Origin of the sequence: Neoroseomonas soli (assembly GCF_018129065.1) — a bacterium.
In the GTDB taxonomy this organism is placed as follows: domain Bacteria; phylum Pseudomonadota; class Alphaproteobacteria; order Acetobacterales; family Acetobacteraceae; genus Neoroseomonas; species Neoroseomonas soli.
Map to the genome: position 1 here is coordinate 1 of NZ_JAAEDM010000145.1, position 6,282 is coordinate 6,282.

The following is a 6,282-nucleotide window of genomic DNA, read 5'->3' on the forward strand; positions in this document are numbered from 1 at the left end:
CGCTTCGGGCCGCTGGCGAGTTTCGCATTGCATGCGCGGCTGGCGGCGGTCGAGCGCCCCGCGCGCCGGGCCGCGCATCCGCCTGCGCCGGCGGTGCTGCCGGCCGGCGATGTCGCACCGCATCTCGTGCTGCTGCAACTCGAATCCTTCTGCGATCCGCGGCGTTTCGGGCTGGCCCAGGCGTTGCCGCAGTGGGATGGGCTGGTCGGCGAGGCGATCTCGCGCGGGCGGCTCGCGGTGCCGGGCTTCGGCGCCAACACCATGCGGACGGAGTTCGTGGTGCTGACCGGGCTCGACGATACGGCGCTGGGGCTGGATCGGTTCAATCCGTATTTCCGCTTCGCGCGCGCGCCGGTGTCGTCGCTCGCCTGGGCGCTCGGCGGCGCGGGCTACGGGACGACGTGCCTGCATCCGTACGACCCGCGCTTCTTCGGGCGGGACAAGGTGCTGCCGGCGCTCGGTTTCCGCCGCTTCGAGGCTGCGGACGCCTTCGCGGACGCGCCGCGGGAGAACGGGCTGGTGACGGATGCCGCGCTCGGTGCGCGCATCGCGGCGGAAATGGCCGGGGCGTCGGGGCCTGTGTTCCTCTACGCCATCACGGTCGCCGCGCATGGCCCGTGGACCGGTTCCGATCCAGCCTCGGTCTGGGCCGCGCGCATGGCGGCGACCGATGCGATGCTCGGCGCGGTGGCCGAGGCCGCACGCGGTTGTGGCCGCCCGGTCGTGCTGGCGGCCTTCGGCGACCATCGCCCATCGCTGCCTGCCGCGCGTGGCGCCACCGACACCGACCACCTGATCTGGCGCAGCGACGTTGCGGGTTGCGGCACGCGGGTGGACCTCGACGCCACCGCCCTGCATCGCGCCGTGCGCGCCGCCGTGGGCATCGCGCCGAAGTAACGGGTTCCGAAGGCCTTTCGGCCCTCGGCAGAGGGGGTCCGGGGGAGACGGCGTCTCCCCCGAAGCGTCACGCAGCCACCCCGCCCAGCCGCCGCGCCGCGCGCAGGTCCCCGAACCCGGTCAGGCGCACGCCGTTGCGCGCCGCCGTCGCGAGCGCCGCGCGGTCCGGGAACGACCTGTACGGCATCGTCGGCGCTTCGCGCCCGCGCTCCCGTTCCGCGGCGATGTCCTCGATCACGCGGAGCAGCATCTCCGCCCCCGCCATGTGCAGCGCCCTTGCCGTGGCGGAAACCGTCGCGTGCGGCGGCGGCGTGACGGCTCGCTGCGCGAGGATCGCGCCGGCGTCGATGCGCGGCACAAGGCGGTGCACGGTCACGCCGAATTCGCCATTGCCGTCGGCTGCGGCCCAGAAGCACGGCATCGGCCCGCGATGCAGCGGCAGCAGGGAGGGATGCAGGTTCACCCCGCCGCGCGTCGCCAGCGCGATCGTCGCCGGGGAGAGGATCTGGTCGAAGTGGCAGGTGACGATGAGGTCCGGGCGCGAGGCTTCGAGCGCCAGGTGCACATGCCCCTCGTTGATGTCCGGCACGACGGTCGCCCGCAACCCGCGCGCGGCGGCAGCGGCTGCGAGCGGGCCGGTGCCGCGCGCGCGCAGCAGACGCGGCGCGGCGAATTCCACGAACAGCCACGGGAGGATGCGCGGGCCACAGCGGGCGAACAATTCGCGCGTGCGCGCCGTGCCGCCGCGGAAGGGGTCGGAGACGCCGAGGAAGACGACATCCTGCGTGGTCTCGCGCAGCACGCGCGCGGCAGCCTCGGCGCTGGCGGTGCTTTCCAGCGTGAGGAGCGCGATGCGCAGCGTCATGCAGCGCCGGGGGAAGGGAACCTCCCCCGGCACCCCCTCCCTTCTCTGCGACTCCGCCCGCGCATGCGGCCAGCGCTTAGAGCAGATCGCATGCGGCTGGAATCAGACGTATGCGTGAAGATGCTCGCTCAAGCATGGCGGGGGTGGTTTCCACCGATGTGGAAACTGCTCTCGCCCGCGATCTCGGCGGGCTGGGCGCCGGCCATGGCGGAACGCACGGCGGCGATGGTCTCGCGGATCTGCGGTTCGGCGTGCTCGGAGGACAGGAAGAAGCGCAGGCGCGCGGAACTGTCGGGCACCGCGGGATAGAGGATCGGCTGCACGTTGATGCCGCGTTCGAACAGCGCCTGGGAAAGCCGCGCCGCACCGACCGAGGAACCAACGATGATCGGCACGATCGCAAGGCCCGCCGAGGTGCCCGTGTCGAGGCCGGTTTCCTTCGCCAACCGCAGGAAGAGCGAGGCATTCGCCTGCAGCCGCGCCACGCGTTCCGGTTCCGACTGCAGGATACGTAGCGATTCCAGCGCGGCGGCAGCGAGCACCGGCGCCATGCCCACCGAATAGACGAAGCCCGGCGCGGAATGCCGAAGCCAGGCGACCAAATCCGCATTGCCCGCGATGTAGCCGCCGCAGCCCGACAACGTCTTGGACAGCGTGCCCATCCAGATGTCGACGTCCTTCGCATCCACGCCCCAGTGCTCGTGGATGCCGTGGCCGGTGGCGCCGACCACGCCCATGCCGTGCGCCTCGTCCACCATCAGCCAGGCGTCGTGGCGGCGCGCCATCTCGATGAAGCGCGGCAGGTCCGGGAGGTCGCCGTCCATCGAGTAGTGGCCCTCGATGACGATCAGCGCGCGCCGGGCGCCGCGCCGCGCGGCGGCGAGTTCCTTCTCCGCCGCGCGCCAGTCGTTGTGCGCGAAGGCGATGCGCCGCGCGCCCGAGAGCCGCGCACCCTCGGCGCAGGAATTGTGGATGGCGGCGTCGTGCAGGATCAGGTCGCGCGGCCCCATCAGGTGGCCGAGCACCGTCACGTTGGTCGCATGCCCCGAGACCATCGCGAGCGCGGCATCGACGCCATAATGCGCGGCGATCGCTTCCTCGAGCGCCGCATGCACCGGTCGCTCGCCCGAGACCATGCGCGATGCCGAGGCCGAGACGCCGTAGCGGTCGATCGCCGCATGCGCCGCGGCGATCACGCGCGGGTCCCCGTTCAGCCCGAGGTAGTTGTAGGAGCCGTAGTTGATGACCTCCCGGTTCCCGATGCGGGAGGTCGCGCCGGCGATGCCCTCATGCGGCCGGAAGAACGGGTTCTCGAGGCCGAGCGCGCCGGCGGCCTCGCGGATCATCTCCATGTCGCGCTGGCCGGGCAGTTCGCGGAAGGCGCGCGCGGCGCCGGGTGCCGGCCCCTTCTCCTCCTTGCGCTTGGATAGGCGCTTCAGCAGCGCGAGGCGCGCGGTCGCGGAAAGCCCGAAGCCCTGCGTCATTTCGCCGCTTCCACCGCCGCGGAGGCGGGCTCGTAGGCATCCATCAGCGACTGCACCGTCTGCTCCGTCCGGTCTTCCAGCACCACGCCCGCGATACGGCCCGCGAGCACCGCGATCGTCAGGTCCTCGGTCACCGCCGCCAGCGGCACCTGCACGCCGAGCCGCCGTTCCAGCGCCATGCGCAATTCCAGCCCGCCGAGCGAGTCGAGGCCAAGCCCGGCGACGGGCGCATCCGCCGCAACGGCCTCGATCGGCAGGCGGAGGATGCGCGCGATCTCCTCCTGCGCCAGGCGCACCAGGCGTTCGCGCGCGTCCTCGGGCGGGAGGGCGCGGAGTTCGGCGCGCAGGTCGGCACCTTCCGCGCCGCCTTCGCGCGCTGCGCGCACCGCGGCATAGGCGGGTTCGGCGAGAACCGGCAACGCGGAGGACAGGCTCGCCCAGGTGACGCGCGCGAGATGCGCCACCGGCACGCCCGATCCGAGCAGCACGGGCAAGGCGGACAGCGCTTCCTGCGCCGGCATGGCCGCGACGCCGGTGCGGCGTTCCAAGGTCTCCGCGGTCGCGGCATCGCGCGCCAGAACGCCCGCATCCGCGATCGGCCCCCAACCCACGGCGAGTGCCGGCCTGCCTTCCGCATGGCGCCGCCGCGCGATCGCCTCGAGCGCCATGTTCGCGGCGACGTAGTTCGCCTGGCCCGGATTGCCGAAGGCGGTGGTGGCCGAGGAGAACATGAGGAACAGGTGCAGCGGGTCGTCCGCCGTCAGCCGATCCAGGTTCTCCGCGACAGTCACCTTCGGTTCCAGCACGGCGGCGAAGCGCGTTGCATCCATCGCGGTGGCCGCGCCATCCGCGAAGGCCGCAGCCGCATGCACCACGCCGCGGATCGGTGGCCCATCGCGCCGGATGCGTGCGAGCAGCGCGCCGAGCGCCTTGGCATCCGTCGCGTCGCAGGCCTCGACGCGCGTGCGCGCGCCGAGCGCGGCCAGCGTGCGCAGCGCCGCATCGGCGCCGGGCGTCTCGCCCCCGCGGCGCGACACCAGCGCGAGATGCGCCGCCCCGTTCGCCGCCAGCCACTTCGCGCATTCCAGCCCGAAGCCCTGCACGCCGCCGAGGATCAGATAGGCCCCGTCCGCATCCGGCTTCCAGGCCTCCGGCGCAGGCGCGCCGCCGCCCGCAGGCGGGCGGATCACCAGCTTGCCGATATGCGTGGAGGCCTGCAGCGTGCGGAACGCCGTCTCCGCTTCCTCCGGCGCGAAGACCGCGTGCGGCAGCGGCAGCAGCGCGCCCTCGGCGAGCCGCGCCGCGATATCCGCCAACAGCGCCTGCGCGAGGTCGGGCTTCGCGCGCGGCAGCGCATCCGCATCCACCGCGAAGTAGGAGACGTTGCGCCGGAACGGTCGCAGCGGCGTGCGGCGATTCTCCACGAAGTCGCGCTTGCCGAGTTCGATGAACCGCCCGAAGGGCGCCATCAGCCCGAGGGTGCGCTCCATCGCCTCGCCCGCCAGCGAGTTCAGTGCGACGTCCACGCCTTCCGGCCAGACGGCGCGGAGCACGTCGGCGAAGCCGGTGTCGCGGCTGTCCAGCACCATGTCCGCGCCTGCCGCGCGCAGGAAGGCGCGCTTTTCCGCACTGCCGGCGGTCGCGGCGACCAGCGCGCCCGCGGCGCGCGCGATCTGCAGCGCGGCGAGGCCGACGCCGCCCGCCCCGCCATGGATCAGGACCCGCTCGCCCGGCCGGATGCGCGCGAGCGTCTCCAGCGCATAGGCCGCGGTGATGAAGGCGACAGGGACGGTGGCCGCGGCCTCCGGCGCCATGCCGGGTGGTAGCGGCGCCAGGGCCTCGGCGCGCGTCAGCGCGTGCGTGGAGAAGGCCGAGGGCGCAAAGCCGAACACCGCCTGGCCGAGCCTGAGCGCGACCCCCGGCCCCACGGCCTCGACCACCCCGGCGCACTCCATGCCGAGGGTCGGGCCGGCGAAGCCGTCCATCAGCGCGTCCTCGGGCAGCAGGCCCTGGGCCCACATCAGGTCGCGGAAGTTCAGCCCGGCGGCGCCGATGCGCAGGCGGACCTCGCCGGGGCCGGGGGGCGGAAGGGTGGGCTCGGCCTCCCAGGCCAGGGTGCCGATCTGGCCGGGCTGGCCGATGGCGAGCCGCCGCGCGCCGCCGATGGTCTGGGGGGGCAGGCCGGCGGCGAGGCGCGGCGTCATGCGTCCATGCACACCGATCGTCACCTCGGGCGCGTCGGCACCGAGTTCCGCCGCCAGCCGCCAGGCCGCAGCCTCGGGCGGCAGGGCCGGGTCGAGGGTGATGCGGCGCGGCCGGAGGTCCGGCATCTCGTTCGCGAGCACGCGGCCGAGGCCCGTCAGCGCCGCGGCGCGCGCGACATCCCCGGCGCCGACCAGCGCAAATCCGGCAGCGGCGCCGTTCGCGGCTTCGGCCAGTCGCGTCGCCGCCGCGAGGGCATCCGGCAGTGGCTGGTCCGCGAGCAGGACGACGAGCTGGGCGCCCTTCACCTCCCGCGGCGAGGGCGCGGGCGACAGCGGGTGCTGCTGCACCATATGCCCCTCGGCGCGCAGTGCCGCTTCCAGCGCAGTCGCTAAGCGGCCGGCGCCACACACCACCACCCGGCGCGGCCTTGCCTCCGCCGGCAGGATCACCGAGGGCGCGCGCGCGGCGAGCAGCAGCGCCGGCCAGGGCGCTGCCGCGAGCGGCAGTGCCTCCGGCGTCTCGAAGCCCGCTTCGGCGAGGGCATGGTGCCAGGCCTCGCCATCCGGCAGCGCGCCGTCGCCGCCCGCCCACCAGGTGGGATCCTGCCCGCAGGCGAAATCCCAGAGCCGGCCGGGCGCGGGTTCGGCCAGCATCAGCATTCCCCCGGGCGCGGCGGCGCGGCGCAATGCCCCGGCCAGCGCCGTGCCCGAGCGCCCGCGCGCCCCGGCGGCAAGACCGATGACAAGGTCCGCCGGCTCCACGCTCCCGCTCGCCGCGAGCGGATCCCAGGGCGTCCAGGCGAAGGCGACGCCCTCGGCGGTGGGCGGGGCG

4 protein-coding genes are annotated in these 6,282 nt (G+C 74.1%); 1 reads left to right on the plus strand and 3 read right to left on the minus strand.

All coding sequences use genetic code 11. From position 1 onward, the window contains the following. The coding region (locus GXW76_RS24595) for an LTA synthase family protein (protein ID WP_211864783.1) at positions 1–897 on the plus strand (897 nt) is incomplete at its 5' end. A gap of 67 nt (positions 898–964) precedes the next feature. On the opposite strand, the gene GXW76_RS24600 is transcribed toward GXW76_RS24595, so the two are convergent. The 3 genes from GXW76_RS24600 to GXW76_RS24610 all read right to left on the minus strand — a co-directional run. Continuing rightward, complete coding sequence (locus GXW76_RS24600; protein WP_211864784.1) at positions 965–1,762, minus strand: formyltransferase family protein; 798 nt, start codon at positions 1,760–1,762, stop codon at positions 965–967. Positions 1,763–1,890: 128 nt separating this feature from the next. Then, on the minus strand, positions 1,891–3,246 hold the full coding sequence (locus tag GXW76_RS24605; RefSeq protein ID WP_211864785.1) for an aminotransferase class I/II-fold pyridoxal phosphate-dependent enzyme: 1,356 nt from the start codon (positions 3,244–3,246) through the stop codon (positions 1,891–1,893). Beyond that, positions 3,243–6,282: SDR family NAD(P)-dependent oxidoreductase (locus GXW76_RS24610; protein WP_211864786.1), on the minus strand; the 3,040-nt coding region annotated here is incomplete at its 5' end. The genes GXW76_RS24605 and GXW76_RS24610, both read right to left, overlap by 4 nt.